This window comes from Treponema parvum, from assembly GCF_017893945.1.
Taxonomy (GTDB): domain Bacteria; phylum Spirochaetota; class Spirochaetia; order Treponematales; family Treponemataceae; genus Treponema_D; species Treponema_D parvum_A.
This window is the reverse complement of record NZ_CP054257.1, coordinates 2,503,054-2,518,273: the sequence shown is the minus strand read 5'-3', so window position 1 is coordinate 2,518,273 and position 15,220 is coordinate 2,503,054. Positions and strand designations below refer to the sequence as shown.

General features: G+C 45.2%; 11 protein-coding genes and 1 tRNA gene. 3 read left to right on the top strand and 9 right to left on the bottom strand.

All coding sequences use genetic code 11. The features are described 5' to 3' along the window. Positions 1 to 47 precede the first annotated feature (47 nt). The 7 genes from HRI96_RS11185 to HRI96_RS11155 form a co-directional block, all read right to left on the bottom strand. Positions 48 to 479 (bottom strand): hypothetical protein, encoded by a 432-nt coding sequence (locus HRI96_RS11185; RefSeq protein WP_210117425.1) that lies wholly within the window; start codon positions 477 to 479, stop codon positions 48 to 50. Between the two features lie 81 nt (positions 480 to 560). Continuing rightward, the gene (locus HRI96_RS11180) at positions 561 to 1,643 is read right to left on the bottom strand and encodes a dienelactone hydrolase family protein (RefSeq protein ID WP_210117424.1); all 1,083 of its coding nucleotides are present in this window, start codon (positions 1,641 to 1,643) and stop codon (positions 561 to 563) included. A 73-nt stretch (positions 1,644 to 1,716) separates the two neighbouring features. Then, a complete protein-coding gene (locus HRI96_RS11175) occupies positions 1,717 to 2,913 on the bottom strand; it encodes a glycoside hydrolase family 88/105 protein (protein WP_210117423.1) in 1,197 nt (398 codons plus the stop codon). 6 nt (positions 2,914 to 2,919) lie between these two features. Next, positions 2,920 to 5,091, bottom strand: coding sequence for a hypothetical protein (locus HRI96_RS11170; RefSeq protein ID WP_256729238.1), 2,172 nt, complete (start codon positions 5,089 to 5,091; stop codon positions 2,920 to 2,922). Positions 5,092 to 5,154: 63 nt separating this feature from the next. Then, positions 5,155 to 6,456 (bottom strand): ABC transporter substrate-binding protein, encoded by a 1,302-nt coding sequence (locus HRI96_RS11165; RefSeq protein ID WP_210117422.1) that lies wholly within the window; start codon positions 6,454 to 6,456, stop codon positions 5,155 to 5,157. Positions 6,457 to 6,530: 74 nt separating this feature from the next. Further along, on the bottom strand, positions 6,531 to 7,373 hold the full coding sequence (locus HRI96_RS11160) for a carbohydrate ABC transporter permease (RefSeq protein ID WP_210117421.1): 843 nt from the start codon (positions 7,371 to 7,373) through the stop codon (positions 6,531 to 6,533). Next, positions 7,370 to 8,257: a carbohydrate ABC transporter permease gene (locus HRI96_RS11155; protein ID WP_210117420.1), complete on the bottom strand. Its 888-nt coding sequence runs from the start codon at positions 8,255 to 8,257 to the stop codon at positions 7,370 to 7,372. Before HRI96_RS11155 ends, HRI96_RS11160 begins: the two co-directional genes overlap by 4 nt. 255 nt (positions 8,258 to 8,512) lie before the next feature. On the opposite strand from HRI96_RS11155, the gene HRI96_RS11150 reads away from it, so the two are divergent. Further along, positions 8,513 to 9,472 carry a LysR family transcriptional regulator gene (locus tag HRI96_RS11150; protein WP_210117419.1) on the top strand — a complete coding sequence of 320 codons (960 nt, stop codon included), beginning with the start codon at positions 8,513 to 8,515 and terminating at the stop codon, positions 9,470 to 9,472. Between the two features lie 247 nt (positions 9,473 to 9,719). Next, on the top strand, positions 9,720 to 10,994 hold the full coding sequence (locus tag HRI96_RS11145) for a plasmid pRiA4b ORF-3 family protein (protein WP_210117418.1): 1,275 nt from the start codon (positions 9,720 to 9,722) through the stop codon (positions 10,992 to 10,994). A 72-nt stretch (positions 10,995 to 11,066) separates the two neighbouring features. Here the strand turns inward: HRI96_RS11145 and HRI96_RS11140 are convergent. Then, positions 11,067 to 11,140: transfer RNA gene (locus HRI96_RS11140), tRNA-Ala, on the bottom strand. 71 nt (positions 11,141 to 11,211) lie between these two features. Between HRI96_RS11140 and HRI96_RS11135 the strand changes: the two genes are divergently transcribed. Continuing rightward, entirely contained in the window at positions 11,212 to 12,054 is an 843-nt protein-coding gene (locus tag HRI96_RS11135) for a putative ABC transporter permease (RefSeq protein WP_210117417.1), read from the top strand. A 274-nt stretch (positions 12,055 to 12,328) separates the two neighbouring features. On the opposite strand, the gene ppdK is transcribed toward HRI96_RS11135, so the two are convergent. Beyond that, a complete protein-coding gene (ppdK, locus tag HRI96_RS11130) occupies positions 12,329 to 15,022 on the bottom strand; it encodes a pyruvate, phosphate dikinase (RefSeq protein ID WP_210117416.1) in 2,694 nt (897 codons plus the stop codon). Between the last annotated feature and the right edge of the window lie 198 nt (positions 15,023 to 15,220).

Here is a 15,220-nt window from a genome sequence, read left to right as displayed (position 1 = left end):
ACGGCCGCCGTTCGGAAAGCGCCGCTGCAAGTCCGGCGACGCGCTCCTCAGAAAAGCGCCGCCTGATTAGCCGTCTGTTTTGCCGGCGGCGGCAAGGATCCGTGCGACCTTATGTGAACAAGTTTCTCAAGCTCCGCAAGCTGTTTTTCCAATTCTTCGGCGCCGCCGCCCGTAAGCACAACCTCGCACGAAGAGCTGGCGCAAGTTATTTTCTGGGCGATCGCCTGCTCGGCTTTGCCGGCGGCGGTAGACACGTCCGGTTCGAGCATATGCATTTTACGGCTCAAGTCCTTTATTTTTAAAGACAGTTCCGGAAATTTTTCAGCCAGGCGGCCGTCCGCCTTTTGCGCGAATTTATCGATCGCAGAACAAATTCCCTTTAATGATTTTTTTGCAAAAGCCACATCGGGATCATTTTTTGTTTTATTCCCCGTAACGGCGGAAACGATCTTTTCTAACAACGGAATTTCATACTTCATAAATTAAAGCATTCTAGCACATAAAAGTATTTTTGTAAAAAACCGGAGAGAATAATGAAGATAAATGATTTTCAACTTAGCCTACATCTTTCTTAGAATTGAGTCAAATTGATTTGTCAGCTTTTCAAGATTATCCGTATGCATATGATGCTGTCCGGGGAAAATTTCGTGTATCAAGCGGTCTTCAGCATTATAAAATGAGTAGGCTTTGCGTAAAATCTGCAATTGCTCTTCTACATTTTTCAATCCGCGCGGGCCGTTAAGGGCATCCTCAGAACACGTCTGGATTACCATAGGCTTTGGCGCAATAATCGAAGCAATATCGCCGAGGTCGAAGTGCCGCCACAATCCCGGCACATAATTGCAGCTGCAATTGCCGTTCAAGAGCATAAACGAGTCACGTGCCCCGTAAAAATACCCGCTTATGTAAACCTGCTTTACGCGTGCATCCATGGCGGAAAGCCATAACGTTTGCATACCGCCGCCGGAAAAGCCGATGCTCCCTAGGTTATCAAGACTCCATTCTGCTCGCCGTTCCAGATAATCAATAAGCCGCATATTGTCCCAAACCTGCATTCCCACTACAGTCTCGCCCATACCCTCCGCCATGTGAGCTAATTGAAAACAAGAACAGGAAAGCAATTTTTCAGGCGTATTGCCCTGAGCCGCCGCATCTCTTCGTTCTCCGAAACCCCGTGTTTCAGGGCATGCAACTACATAGCCCAGTTTTGCCAGCTGATACCCGTAATCATAATTATAAAACTCAATCGCACCGTCAACTGTAGAATTGACGTGATGCCCCGCAACCGATTCTTTTCCGACGCCCCTATGTCCCGACATTGCCAAAAAAACTCCTTTTGGCGTTGTTTTCGGTATCAGAATCAAAACAGGCATGTAGATATCTGGTTCCGTCTCTAGCAGAATTTTTTCAAAAGATATCCCGTCCGTATAAGGACCGGATTCCAGCATTTGAGGATTTAATTCTGTTCTATCCATCAAAGATAATCCCAAAAGATTACACAGGATATTTTTGCTGTTAATTTTCCATTTTTGAAAGTCCTCCAGCCCTTTTCCCAAAAAGCGGCTTTTCCGCGAATACTTATCATATTTGAGCAGCATACCCTTTAAGCTGTCATAATAAACGGTACTTTGCTGACTACTCATAGTTCACTTCCTTTTGATGATAAATGCATATCCATGCACGGGCGCAGCATTGCATACAAATTTATTTTACAGTTCACAAGCGGCCAGGCCGTTTGCCCTCTATTGCCAACCTTGCGATTTCATCCGGCATGATCGGGTCATAGGCTTTCATAAAGATACCGACTCTCGGACCACCGTGCCGCACTTTATTCGAATAGCACAGCCATTCGGCATAGGCCATCATACAGACGCCGACACCCTTTTGCTCATCCTCAACGACATCCTCAGAAATGTAGTACTCCGCCGAGCCATCGCGTCGGAAATTGCCGTCTGGACCAAGGCCGGCGCCTTTACAGATTCCTCCAAGATGCAACTCGTCCCCTGCCAGTCGAAATTCATTCTTTTCCACACTCATTAAAACTTCGGCTCCCGTTCTGCCAAACTCCGCAGGCAGAAGGCCGAACCTTGTTCCTTTCATCAGGCTGTAAGCGATCATCAGTGTTCCGCTGGTTTCAGGATAGTTGCCCTTCGTGTCCGGAAGAGCAGTGAGCTGCATAAACATACCGCTTTTATCATCCCGTCTTTTAATGACACCGGAAGCGCACTCCATATACAACTCACCCATGCGCTCTTTCAGTTTCCCATTGGGCATCATCGCATAGATATCCGCAAAGGCCATAAGATGCCAGCCAATTGCGCGTGTCCAGAAATTCGCGGAACAGCCCGTTTTTGGATTTGCCCAAAAAATATCCTTTGTAGCACAGAATGCATGATAGTACAACTTCTGTTTTTCATCGTAAAGATATTTCCTTGCATTTTCAAACTGCATAACAATATCGTCAAGACTGCCGTTGCTGAAGCGCAACTGATACATCGCATAGTACGGCAACGCCATGTACAGCCCGTCTAACCAGACTTGATTTGGATAGATTGCTTTATGCCAAAAGCTTCCGTGTTGAGTGCGCGGTTGTCGACGGATCTGTTCCATCAGAGTTTCGATTGCTATGAGATACTTTTCCTTTCCTGTCTTTTCGTGCAACAGGTATAGTACGCGCCCTGCCGGTATAAAATCCACATTATAATCTTCCATCCGGTAAAGGCGGATGTGTCCGTCCTCTTCGATATACCGATCCATAAATGTCTTGATGCAATCAAAGTAGGTCTCGTCTCCGGTTGACTCATAAAGAGCATTTAAACCGATCAACACACAACCGTCTTCGTAATTCCAGACATTCCTGTCTGTGTTTGCAAAAAGTCCGGCGTATTCCTTTAGATAGTACTCCATCAGCATAGCTTTTCAATCTCCTTTCTTATCCCGCCCGTTCGGTTTTAAGCTTCTCCAACGCGCAAAAGAGTATTCTCCTCGATAATTGGACGAATTGTAGATCGGATACTTTTCAGGGATATATTCCCTATCGGTTATGCCGCAAGGTCTGTCCTGCGTGTATATATACATCTTCTTATGATCCCAGAGGACAATCTCATCCCGCGCATCTCCGGTAATATTCAACACTTCGCAGCACATCTCAGGATGTCCGTCATCCGGAAAGACAACGACTCTGTCTCCGTCTCCGTCAAGCATTCCGCCGAGCCGAACGTTGCCGTTCAGCATGATAAGTTCCGTCCCGTCACCCTGCCAATTGACCGGTGCAATGATATTTCCGTTTGTGGACGGCTCCATATGCCAGATTTCGCGGCCTTTCCCATCATACAGATAAATTATTCCTTGATTTTCCCAATAGGTTGTTGTGCATATTTCCAAGCCGGAACGATTAGGACAGTAGTTGGCGGCACTGATGCGCTGTGCATGTCCGTTAATGTGTCTGACTAAGATATTACCTTTTATGTCAACTATCATGAAACCCCGCCATCCGGCAACGACGGCGATCTGATCCTCGTCCATATCGGGATTAAACCGTCCTATAATAATCTCATCAGTATGATCGTCGGGGATCGGCAGTTCCCAAAGGAGCTCACCGTCTGCAGAGATCATGTTATAACAACTGAAAATCTCATCTCTGCCGTCACCGTTAAAGTCGTATGCATACGGAAAATGCCCCGTATTGTTATGACAGAATTTCCAGATCAGCTCCAGATGATCGTTATAAACATAAAGTCTAGCATATCTATCTTTTATAAGGATATCGCTGGGGCGCTCCTTGCCCGATACATTGACTATACGGATGGCATCTACATTCAGGCGGTCAAACGCATGTTTTTTGAATTCTATCCCCTGAATTTTTGCAGGATCCTCCGTGTTAAACGGTACGTCTATCCATTGAAGGGTTTTGCCCGTTCGTCCGTCAAGGATCATGAGCTTAAAATCGCGGGCGACAATAACTTCGTCGAATCCGTCGTTATTTATGTCATAGATCTGCATCGGCAGATCGCAGGTTGTGTCCTGATTAACTTCCAACTCGGACGGTTCTCCCCATTGCCAAAGAATTTTACCGCTTTCAAGACTCACAGCGGTAAGGCAGCTGATGTTGCAATAGCGCTCTTTGTAAACGCGCTTTTGATGCTGCGCAATCAGAAAAAAAAGCTCATCCGTACCGGTTAAATGACCGAACCGGATCTGGCGGGACGCACCGTAATTACCCAGATCAAAAGTTTTATACAGTTTAGGCTGGGCATAGTTTTTCCTTTTTTCGGCAAGAAGTTTTGCATACCTATCCCTGCGCGATAAAAGCTCCTTATACTGAAAATCCGAACATTCAACGCAAACCCGGCGGTACTGCACCGGCACGAACGCTCCAAGAGCAATGCACCCGTGGCCATAGGTTTTGTCATGAATGGAAATCATTTCTTTTCCATCCGCAGAACAGCTGATTTTGTCTCCCGCCGCAGAGACGCTAAGGGTATGAAACTCATCGCATGTATATTCAAAAGGCGCCGACGCAAGCATTGTCCGTTTTGTTTTATCGACTTTAAACAGCTGCATCTCTTGATTACAAAGGAACAGCGCATAATGATGTAAAGATGTTTGGTATCTGAAAAGAATACCCGCCTGATCCGTTGTGCAAAGAGCGCGGATGTCTACTCTCAAAGTATAGTCCGCCCAATCCTTTTCTCCTGCGACCAACGTCGAGCAGACATCGTGCGTAAGAGGATTTCTAACTCGCATCTGCTCCATAGAATGATTTTCGTCTTCGTGCGTTACAATCCAGCTTGGACCGCGAAAAGCCCAGTTTGTGATAGGATCATACCACCGGCCTGAATAACCCGGATTTACGCAATAGTGAAATTCACCCATGGCAGAGTGCTCTCTGTCAAAAGGCAGCGGCCCGATCGGAAACGAGGAAAAATCATCTTCAAAAAGAATTTCTGTCCGTCCCATGATTTCATCTCCTTCTCCATACGATATTTTACCGTATGTTGTTTTAAGATTCTTACAAAAAACGGACGCCGCAACCGACAGCAGCTTCACAGCGCAAATCTGAAATTCTTCTGTCAGCTGCAGCGTCCACATCTGGGTTATTTAAACCACAGAGCAATGAAATTATCCCACAAGAATGACTCTTGTATAGCCGGATTAAAGGCTTGCCAGATATTCAGCTTGATATTCGTCGATCTGCTTTGCCCACTTGGCGCAACAGTCTTTAGCAGTCATATCCCCAAGAAGAACAGCCTGGAAGTCAGCGGTCATATCGGTGGTAATCATCGTGGAGAAATCGCTCAGCCAATAAGGGTTGAGGATCTGCATGTAGTTTTTATCCGTTAGATAATCGGCATAAAGCATCATGTTAACATTGTTCTTATACCAGTCCTGTTCAACAATCTGGGTGTTGCAGGGAACACGGCCGACTTTTTCACAGAGACCGCCGTCGATTTCAGCGCTTATCATCCAGTCGATCAGCTTTATGGCGCCGGTGTAGTTATGTTTAGGATTTTTGTTTTTAGCTATGCAGTATACGTTCGGCTGCAGACCGGAAGCATAGTAATGGCCGGCAGCATTGGCAAGAACGCGGGCAGAAGCAAAGTTTCCCTCGCCCAAATTTTTTCGGTGAGTGGATTCGGAAGAAGAATTGTGAACAATATACATAGAAACGCCGGAGCCGAACTCGGCAACGATCTCCGCATAGTTGTTGTTCACAGAGTCGCTGGAAACCCAGCCCTTTTTGTAAATGTCGGCATAAACGTTTAGCGCCTCAACAAAACGGGCATCGCTTAGGATGCATTTGCCGTTTTCGTTGAACCAGCTGCCGTTATAGCCGCAGCCGTCGGTATAGGTGAAAAGCCATGCCAGCAGGCTGTCATACGGGCGAACGCCGCGGAGACTGGCAAAGTAGGTGCCGTTCTTTTTGTCGGCATATTTTTCACAGAGCGCCAAAAACTCTTTCTGTGTTGCCGGAGCGGCTTTAATTCCCATTTCCGCAAACTTGACTGTGTTGTACCAAGCAACCTCCTGATTGTATGCATACGGCAGACCGTAGATAGTTCCGTTCCCCAGAGAAATAAGGTTAGCCATGAGGTTTTCATCGATGTACTGATAGTTATCCATCCGACTAATCATATCATTCAGCGGAAGCAGGGTGTCCTGCGCAGTGAAGGTGGCAATGTTGGAAAAACCAAGTGACACAACGTCCGGCATAACGTCGGTCATAACAGCCATTTGAAATTTTTCTTGGAAATCAGCAAACGCAAAACTGGTGTAAACAAAGTTGTATTCATTCTGAGAAGCGTTCAATTCGGCAATTTTGCCTTCGAAATAGGCATCAGTCACCGGATCGGCAGAATGATACCAAAAATTGACGGTTTTCGGCTTTGCCTTGGAGCAGGCGGTAAATGCCAGCATAAGCGACAGGGCAAGCAGAAAAGAAAAAGTCTTTTTCACAGTTAAGTCCTCCTTAGGGAACCTTCTAAAAACCGAAGTTTTTAAAAGATACCCCTTAATCTTTATTCTCTCCCTTATCCTTTGACAGCGCCGGCAGTTGCGCCTCCCGATAGGTGTTTCTGGATAAAGGCAAAAATCATGATAACCGGTACAAGTGCGACTACACAGCCGGCAGCAAGGCTGCCGTAATCCGTACCATATTCTCCCTGGAACATTTTGAGTCCGAGCGGCAGCGTATAGACCGCTTTATCGGTAATGAATGCCGTCGCATAGACATACACGTTCCAGGTGTTGATAAACGCATACGCTCCGGTTGCAATGATGCTGGGGAGCATAGCCGGAAGCAGAATAAGGAAAATCGACTGAAGCAGCGTACACCCGTCGATCTGCGCCGCCTCTTCAAGCGATACCGAAATAGAATTGAAATACCCCATCATCATGAACAGACAGAACGGCAGATTTGTGCAGGAACAGACGATAATCAGCGAAATAAGATTATTGATAAGTTTCATATTGTTCATCATCTGGAAGAGCGGAATCATCAGTACGACCGCCGGCAGCATCTGTGTAATAAGCAACAGAATATACATGAAAACCTTACCCTTGAACTTATAACGACTCATTGCATAACCGCCGAGCAACGACATCACCGTAACCAGAAATGTTGTTACCGACGCCACGATTACGCTGTTAACAAAGAATGTTCCGAAACCGAAGCGAGTAAACAGCCCTTGAAAGTTTGCCAGCGTGGGATTCAGAGGCCAATACAGGATAGGTGTGGCAAAAACCTCAATACTGCCCTTCAATGAAGTATTGATGATCCAATAGAACGGGAACAGCGTAAAGACTAGAAAAACTGCAAGAGGAATGTTTCGGAAAGCGATATCCGAAAGTTTTTTCTTCGTAGCGATTGTCATCCGTTTACACCGTCCTTTCCGAGCTTGCCCAGAGTAATATAGACGAATGCAAGCAACATCATCATCGTTGTCGCGATCACAGCAAGGGTTGATGCATATCCGTAGTCAAACTCGCCGGAGAACTTGTTCATGATATATAGTGCAAGAGTGGTTGTGCCGCGGTTCGGGCCGCCGTCGGTCAAGCTTATGATGAGATCTACCGCATTGAAAGTCCAGATTGCCCGGAGCAGCGTCGTAAGAATAATGGTGTCTTTAATCATCGGTATGGTAATTGAAAAGAGCATACGGATAGGACCCGCGCCGTCTATAGTTACGGACTCGTAGAGATCGTCAGGGATGCTGGAAAGTGCGGATAGATAACTGATTGTAAAAAACGGAATGCCGCGCCATACATTGGAGAGAACCGCCGCAAACATCGCTTTACCCGGCGTAGAGAACCAGGACATATTTACGGAAATGATATTCAGACGCTTCAGTATGTCATTGAACACACCGAAGGTCTCACCGAGTATGAGCTTCCAGATGATGCCGACCATAACGCCCGCAACTGCCCACGGGACAAGTGCAAAGGCACGGATAATACCGCGCCCCTTAAACCGCTTGTTAAGCAAATACGCCAGCCAGAAGCCTAATACAGTCTGAAACAGGACACTGACTATAACCCACTTGGAAGTGTTGCCGAGAGTCTTTATAAACATTTTGTCTTTTGTAAAGATCTTAACGTAATTGGCAATACCGACGAAAGCGCGGGCATTCGGTTTAGTCGCCTTATAGTTTTCAAGGCTCATGGAAAAAACACTGCAAATCGGATACAACATAAAGCAAACAATCATCAGTACTACAGGGAGCAGCAAAAGATACGGCGTAAGTTCTTTACGAAACACTCTGGAACTCCGCAACCGGTTTACGTTAATGGTTTTTTCGTTCATCGACATTACCCCTTTGCACGTAATTGTATATTTGTATTTGGCTGATACTTCATATTACAAATCGAACAAGCGCCTTTTCTTAATTTATTTTAATTGGTTTTATCGGATCCGTCTAATACCAATAGTATTATCTCATCATAACTCACATCTTATGATATTCTTTACATTCTTTTTCTCTCTATGATATGATTGAAATATGGATGGATGTACATGCATAAGCGGGATTACGAACAGCTGAACTATCTGATTACTCTTGCAGAAGAACTGAATATCACCCGTGCGGCAGAGCGGCTTTACATCTCACAACCTGCGCTGACTTCCTATCTGAATCGGCTGGAAGCAAACTTGGGCGTAAAGCTTTTGGATCGAAGTAAATCTCCTTTACGCATAACTCCCGCCGGGCAGCAATACATCACGATGATGAAAGACATCGAGTATCGAAAGGATCAGCTTTTGGAATCTATTCGGCGCCTCGATCAGCCTGCATACGAGACTCTCCGCATTGCCGTAGGCCGTAACCGCGGCGAGCTCATGCTGCCCCACATTCTCCCCGATCTGTACCACCGTTTCCCGGGCATTCATCTTTCTGTTTTTGAAGGTCGAGATGAAGTCATGGCGGAAAAAGTCCAGCATAACGCTGTCGATATAGCGATTATCGAGTCGTTTCTTTACGTCGGTTCGCTTAGTTATCTTATGCTCGCGGAAGAATCACACTGCCTTGTAACCGGCGCTCAGAATCCTCATCTTGCCGGTATGAATATACAAAAAAACGATCCGTTCCATCCATTGGATGTCCCGCCAGAATTCATCAACAACCAGACTTTTTTCTCCCCTTCTACAAAAAACGGTCTGAATTTCTATACGCAGCAGCTCTTTTCGCAGCATCGCCTAGCGCCAAAGGACATCGTCTTCATCGCCAACAACAATACCGCCTATCAACTTGCTCTGAAAGGACTCGGCACCACCTATCAGTCCGTATACTACGCCGACGTCGTCAAAACTGATGAGAAGCCTGTTTTTTTAATGCCTGGCGGTGTTCCATCTATTCTGAAGATCTTTATAGTTTTTAAAGAATCGCCAATGACCGATGCCAAGCGCTGGTGTATCGATCACACTATGGAGTCCATTCGCAGTTTTTATGCCGAGCCGAGGATGTATACATCTTTTTAGGTTTGCGCCTAAAACACAGCGTGGTTGGCTTTTACTGTCAATAATGTCAACTTAAACCGTCGCTGCGCGTTCCGGAACACGCTGTGCCGGAATCGGCGATAAGATATGTAAAAGCAATATTTTGACTTTGCCAAAATTCGCCATAAACCGATGTACACAGAGGTATTTTGGTTCATATAACTGCGGCTATTTTCAGCGATCGAAGTTAAATCTCCCCGTTTTTTTAATTCTCTGCTATAATATAACTATGGTTTTTAGACTTACAAAAAATGCATTGGATTATATAAACGCTTATTATGAAGACGATACCGCTCCTCAAAATAAATATTCAGACTGGTTTGTTGATATTATTGATAGTTTAGATGGAAAAAAATATTTTCTTTTGACAAATGCCTATTCGCTTTTTTCCGTGGTAATTCCGGCAAAAGATCTTAATTCAAAAGAAGATTTTATCTTATCGGCAACAGAAAAAATTAAAGAATATTTTGATGCCAACGGAATGGCGGAACTATTTTTGAACAACATAAAACCTTTTCTTGCGGAAAATTCAATTAGAAAGACGAATTCGCGTGCAGTGCAGGGATCTATGAGGGGGATGAAATCTTCAATTCCTTTTATGCTAAGGTTTCAGGCGAATTTACAAGAAGATTTGAGTTTAAAACAGCTAAACGACATATTAAACAAAAGATCTTATAAAAACTTGCTTGCTTGTGAAAACGAAGAAATGGTTATTCCCAAAAACATGATTCTCTCTGCCGCTATGATACAGCCTGTGCAAAATTCTACTGTTATTCGACAAAAAAAACTTAAGGAAAAACCCGTCTATAAAATAAAAGCGCTTCTTTGCGGTTTTGAAAAAGAAATCTGGCGGGAATTTATCATAAGCCCGAACACGACAATGGAAAACCTTGCCTTTGCACTTATGATAATGTTCAATATGGACGGAAGCCACCTGTATGAATTTGAAATCAGGCGCCGAGACCGAAAGGAAAAAGAACTTAGGAAAAAAGGATTTTCAAAAGAAAGCATAAAAAATATGCTCGAATTTGTAAGCGACATAAAAATTAAAAGTTACATTGATGAAGAAATGGACAGAGCCGATGCGGATTTTATGCTTGAAACGCTCGGTCTGCAAGCTCCTGAATGTTTTGAAGCCTATGCTGTAAAAATTATAAGATTTTTGAATAAAGAAAATCCTGAAATTCACTTTTTGTATGATTTCGGCGACGGTTGGGATATAAAGTTAGAGCTTAAAAAATCCGACTTTTTAACGGACATTCCGGTGTCTTCGCTTCCATTTGTTACGGACGGAAAAGGAAGCGGGATTATTGAAGATTGCGGCGGGATCGGCGGACTTGAGGCAATAAAAGAAGCATTCAGAGTAAAAACCGGAAAAAATTACAAGCAATACAAAGAGTGGCTTGGGGTAGACGATATGGATCTGTCAACTTTTGATGCAGAAAAAGTCAATAAAAATATTTCCAAACAGATAAAAGCCTTTAAAAAGGATTTTTTGGGGTAAAATTCGGTAGTCAGTTCTTTAAAATTTACAGTTGATTTAACATGCGGTAAATAGCGACGGATCTTTGTTTTTTGGAGATGATCGGACTTGAACCGACTACCTCTTGCATGCCATGCAAGCGCTCTAGCCAGGTGAGCTACACCCCCGTTTACGTCTTTACTATATAAAAAATGTTGCGCGTAGTCAAGACGCAAAAATCGTGTTATATTTCAATATCATGTTCCAAATAATAACGACGCCGCGTCTTTTTTTGCTTTTTATTCTGTACAGTTTTTTAGGATGGACTTGCGAAGTTCTTTACGTAGGTATTTTTTTTGAACGGAAATTTGTAAACAGAGGTTTTTTACACGGGCCGATCTGTCCGATATACGGATTCGGAGGACTCATTGTTTTACACGGTCTTGAAAACTGGAAAGGGACGTGGGTAGAACTTTTTTTTGCTTCGGCATTTTTTTGTTCCGTCCTTGAATATGTAAGCAGCTGGCTCCTTGAAACGCTGTTTAAAACAAAATGGTGGGATTATTCCGACAAAAAATTCAACCTGCACGGCCGAGTGTGTCTTTTAAATTCCGTCTTATTCGGACTGATGGGCGTTCTCTGCTCTCACTTTGTGCAGCCGCTCTTTTTAACTATCGTATTTTCGTTGTCGGAAAAAGGCGCAAGATGGGTTGCATCCTTTATAGCCGTCGCTCTCTTCGCAGATTTGTCGAACACACTCCGGCGGCTTGTCGGCTTCAGTGAAACGATGGTAAAACTAAAAGAGTTCAAAGAAGAACTTGAAGAAAGATTTTCTTCGGAAAGCTGGTTCAAAAAGGGCGACCTGAACGAAATGCTCCTGTCAATAAAAGAGCGTTCAAAGCAGCACAGAGAACAGTTCAGCAAAAGGCTTCTTGAAAAAATCGAAGACACACGCCGGCGGCAAAAAAATGCTGAAACCCTGCTGCGCCATTTCCCCTCCATGACCAGTAAAAACTACGGCGCTTCCATTGCCCTTATAAAGGAAATGCTCCGCGAAGCGGCGGCGAACAAGGGAAAAAAGCCGGATCGGCCTTCGGTCTGACCGCTTGACGGGCTGACAGACGCCCAATAGATACCACCGGCCGCCGATGATCAATAAATCGCTTGATTAACCGATAGATAACCGGTCGCTCGACTGACTTGGCCGGGCAACTGTTACCGAACGGCCGATTGATTCATCGACCGGCTGCCCGTTTGACCGCTTGCCCGACCGGAGAAAGGAGCCGCCGCAAAAGCAGCATATCAAGGAAAACTGTCCGAAAACCGAAGTTTTAGGACAGCCGCCCTGCCGCCTGCACGAGCCGGATCAGTCGCGCCTATTTATTTCGGACAACGGCTTGCGCCGCAGCCAAGCGCGCTATAGGAACGCGGAACGGAGAACAAGAAACATAGTTCAGCCCCGCACGGTAGCAAAAATCTATAGTTTCAGGATCACCGCCGTGCTCTCCGCATATACCGCAGTGAAAATTCGGTTTTACCGACCTGGCTTTTTCAACCGCGTACTGCAAAAGTTTTCCCACTCCGTTTTCATCAAGAGTTTTAAACGGATCCGAGGGAAGAATGTCTCTTTTGTAATATGATTCAAGGAATTTCCCTGCGTCGTCCCGGCTGAAAGCGAAGGTCATCTGGGTAAGATCGTTCGTTCCGAAGCTGAAAAAATCCGCATGCTTTGCTATTTCGTCCGCAAGCAAAGCGGCTCTGGGAACTTCTATCATCGTGCCGATTTCTATATTCGCCTTTTGACCCTTTTTCTTTTCAACTTCCGCGATAACTTTTTCACATTCCGCGCGGATCACGGAAAGCTCTTTCGGGTCGCACACAATCGGGATCATGATGTAGGGTAAAACTTTTTCGCCTTTTTTCATGCACTCTATGGCCGCAAGAGTAACGGCTTCCGTCTGCATCTTGTAAATTTCAGGATAAGTAACCGCAAGCCGGCAGCCGCGGTGCCCGAGCATAGGATTGAATTCTTTAAGACCGTTAAATTTCATCTCCAAGGTTTTAAGGTCGATTTCAATTCCCTCTTCTTTGAGGACAGCCTGTACTTTTTTTGTTCCCTCTTCATCGTGAGGAATGAACTCATGCAGGGGCGGATCAAGGAACCGTATTATTACGGGGTTTCCTTTCATCGCTTTAAAGATACCTGCGAAATCTTTTTTTTGCAGCGGAAGAATTTTTTTAAGAGCTTTTTCCCGCATTTCAGTGGAATCGGCGCTTATCATAGCTTGAAAATACACAAGTTTTTCAGGATCAAAAAACATATGCTCCGTTCGGCAAAGGCCTATTCCTTCCGCTCCGAATTTAAATGCGTTTTTTGCATCGATCGGTTGATCGCCGTTCGCGCGCACGCCGAATCCTTTAATTTTGTTTCCGACCTTCGGCGTTCTCACGGACTTGTTGCGGATCTCGTCGCACCAGGCCATAAAGGTGTCCAATTCTTTTGAAGAAACCGCTTCTACCAGAGGAATTTTTTCGCCGTAGACTTCGCCGGTAGTTCCGTCAATAGTCATCCAGTCTCCCTCTTTGTATGTTTTTCCGTTGACGCTTATCTCTTTTGCGGAAGTAAATTTTATTTCTTCCGCGCCGGAAACGCAGGGCTTACCCATACCGCGGCATACAACCGCCGCATGGCTTGTCCTTCCGCCCGTTGCCGTAAGAATTCCCTGAGAAACGTTCATGCCGGCGATATCGTCCGGGCTGGTTTCCTTACGGACTAAAAGAACTTTTTTGCCTTCTTTCACCCACTCTTCGGCATCCTCGGCCGTAAACACGATTTGGCCGCAGCCGGCTCCGGGAGAAGCGTTAAGACCCTTTGTGATCGCGCCTGAAAGTTTTGCCGCTTTTGCGTCGATGCCGGGGTGAAGAAGCTGGTCCAAATGTCCGGGTTCAACTCTCATGACGGCAGTTTCTTTGTCTATGAGCTTTTCCGTAACCATGTCGACGGCCATTTTAACCGCCGCGGCGCCGGTTCTCTTGCCGTTTCTGCACTGTAAAAGGAAAAGCTTTCCCTGCTGAACGGTGAATTCCATGTCCTGCATATCGTGATAGTGTTTTTCAAGTCTGTCGCGTATTTCTATCAGTTCTTTGTAAATATGCGGATTTTTTTTGGCAAGCACGTCTATCTCTTCGGGGGTTCTGATTCCCGCAACGACGTCTTCACCCTGTGCGTTTACAAGATACTCTCCGTAGAATTTGTTTTCGCCCGTCGCCGCGTTCCGGCTGAAGCATACTCCCGTACACGAATCTTCGCCCATGTTGCCGAAGACCATGGCCATGACGGTTACAGCGGTTCCCTTGAGATACTTTATGTTGTTGAGTTCACGGTATTTTATTGCGCGCGCGTTCATCCAAGAACCGAACACGGCGTTGATCGCATACCACATCTGCTCGATAGGATCTTGAGGGAAATCGGATTTTTTTTCTTTTTTGTAAAGTTTTTTATACTTGGCCACGATTTCCTGAATTTCGGAAGTATCGAGTTCCGTGTCGAGTTTTTTGCCTTTGTGTGATTTTACTTCGTCTATGATCCGCTCGAATTTATCGTGATCTATACCCATGGCCACGTCGCCGAACATCTGTATAAAGCGTCTGTATGCGTCCCATGCAAAGCGCGGATTTTCCGTTTTCTTTGCAAGGCCTTCCACCGATTTATCGTTGAGTCCCAGATTTAAAATCGTATCCATCATACCGGGCATTGAGGCTGCGGCTCCGGAGCGCACGGAGACTAAAAGAGGATCCTTTTCATCGCCGAATTTTTTTCCGAAAGCTTTTTCAAGCTTGCAAAGATTTTCCGCCACTTCGCTTTTTAACTGAGACGGATACTGTTTGTCGTTTTCATAAAAAAGTTTGCAAACTTCCGTAGAAATTGTAAATCCCGGAGGAACGGGAATGCCTATGTTCGTCATTTCGGCAAGATTTGCGCCTTTTCCACCAAGTTCCGAACGCATGCTCGCGTTTCCTTCGGACTTGCCGTTGCCAAAAAAATATACAAGTTTTGCTGTTTTAGCCATGTATTTCTCCGTGTATTTATAATAGGGTTAATTTCGAGTTTGATAAAACTCGAAATTTTCCAACCCTTTAGTGTGCCAACTGAATGGTGAATTTTGAAAACGAACAAAACTGTGCGGAGGAGAGGTTCCGGCTGCGTGACGCTTCGAGCGTCATGCTTACAGAATTCTTCTTAAAAAGCTCGACCGCGGCATACACAG

Excerpts from the sequence above, each read along its gene's own strand:
- HRI96_RS11135 (WP_210117417.1), top strand. The coding sequence starts at position 11,212 with ATGTTCCAAATAATAACGACGCCGCGTCTTTTTTTGCTTTTTATTCTG.
- HRI96_RS11170 (WP_256729238.1), bottom strand. The coding sequence starts at position 5,091 with ATGTGGACGCTGCAGCTGACAGAAGAATTTCAGATTTGCGCTGTGAAG.
- HRI96_RS11160 (WP_210117421.1), bottom strand. The coding sequence starts at position 7,373 with ATGACAATCGCTACGAAGAAAAAACTTTCGGATATCGCTTTCCGAAAC.
- HRI96_RS11150 (WP_210117419.1), top strand. The coding sequence starts at position 8,513 with ATGCATAAGCGGGATTACGAACAGCTGAACTATCTGATTACTCTTGCA.
- HRI96_RS11175 (WP_210117423.1), bottom strand. The coding sequence starts at position 2,913 with ATGCTGATGGAGTACTATCTAAAGGAATACGCCGGACTTTTTGCAAAC.
- HRI96_RS11145 (WP_210117418.1), top strand. The coding sequence starts at position 9,720 with ATGGTTTTTAGACTTACAAAAAATGCATTGGATTATATAAACGCTTAT.
- HRI96_RS11185 (WP_210117425.1), bottom strand. The coding sequence starts at position 479 with ATGAAGTATGAAATTCCGTTGTTAGAAAAGATCGTTTCCGCCGTTACG.
- HRI96_RS11180 (WP_210117424.1), bottom strand. The coding sequence starts at position 1,643 with ATGAGTAGTCAGCAAAGTACCGTTTATTATGACAGCTTAAAGGGTATG.
- ppdK (WP_210117416.1), bottom strand. The coding sequence starts at position 15,022 with ATGGCTAAAACAGCAAAACTTGTATATTTTTTTGGCAACGGCAAGTCC.